We start from the raw sequence: 1,194 nt of genomic DNA on the forward strand, positions 1-1,194 counted from the left end.
CTGCTGAGTCAGCAATCCCCCTTGTCTGTTTGAAGGGCGCTAAGTTGGCGGTGTCTTCCGGGACGTCCGCCTGACGCTGGCACGCCAGGCGGACTGTCGGTGGAGGGGCCGTCATTCCCCGAGCCTTTTGGGCTGGGACTGAGCAGGGCCGCCATCGACGTTTCACTGACCCGGATGGTTGCAGGGACTTTGAGGTCCGAAGCCACAAGGAGGGGTCTGTGGAACAGCGTCAGTCTAGCAGGAAGATCGCCGGGGTCGATGTCGGCAAACGTCGCCTGGACGCCGCGGTGCTCGGCCAGGCCGAGCAGCTGGAGGTCGGCAATGACCAGGCCGGGATCGGCGAGCTGATCGGCTGGCTGCGGGCGCGCGAGGTGGGGCGGGTCGGGCTGGAGGCGAGCGGCGGCTACGAGCGGGAGCTGCGCGAAGCGCTGTCGGCGGCGGGGTTCGAGGTGGTGGTGCACCAGCCGCTGGAGGTGCGGCTGTTCGCGCGTCTGAAGCGCCGGCGGGCCAAGAACGACCGGCTGGACGCGGCGCTGATCGCCGCGGCGACGGCGCAGGTGGAGGCGGTGAAGGCCGCCCAGGATCCACGGCTGGTCGAGCTGGCCGAGCGCCTGAGCGCCTATGAGCAGGTCACGGACCAGGCGGTCGAGCTGAAGACCTTCCTCGAGAGCGTCCGGCTCAAGGACGTGGCCAGTGCGATCGGGGCCCAGATCCGCAGCCTCGAGCGGCTGAAGGCCAAACTGGCGGCGCAGGTGCTGACCGCGATCAAGGCCTGCCCGCAGTTGCTGGCGCGCTTCCGGCTGCTGCTCAGCCTTCCCGGCGTCGGGCCGATCGTCGCGGCCACCCTGGTCGTGCGCATGCCCGAGCTGGGACAGATGCGCCGCGGCCAGGCCGCCAGCTTGGCCGGCGTCGCCCCCTTCGACCGCGACAGCGGCCAATGGAAGGGCTTGCGCTTCATCGCCGGCGGCCGCTCCCGGGTCCGCCGCATGCTCTACCTCGCCGGACTGCAGGCCAAACGCTGCGACCCCGGCCTCAAGGCCTTCGCCGAACAACTGCGCGCCCGCGGCAAGCCCGCCAAACTCATCGTCGTCGCCGTCATGCGCAAGCTCGTCGAGGCCGCCAACCTCGTCCTCGGCCGGGGCCAGCCATGGCTCAAACAGCCCGCAACCTGAACATGGTTGCTCAGTCAGCCAT

The 1,194-nt window shown here is 69.9% G+C and carries 1 protein-coding gene; it reads left to right on the forward strand.

All coding sequences use genetic code 11. The annotated features are described in order from the left end of the window. Positions 1-218: 218 nt before the first annotated feature. Positions 219-1,172: an IS110 family transposase gene (locus tag OUA97_RS23195; protein WP_267234441.1), complete on the forward strand. Its 954-nt coding sequence runs from the start codon at positions 219-221 to the stop codon at positions 1,170-1,172. Positions 1,173-1,194: the final 22 nt, after the last annotated feature.

The sequence above is a fragment of the Phenylobacterium sp. 58.2.17 genome, from assembly GCF_026411515.1.
Taxonomy (GTDB): Bacteria; Pseudomonadota; Alphaproteobacteria; order Caulobacterales; family Caulobacteraceae; genus Phenylobacterium.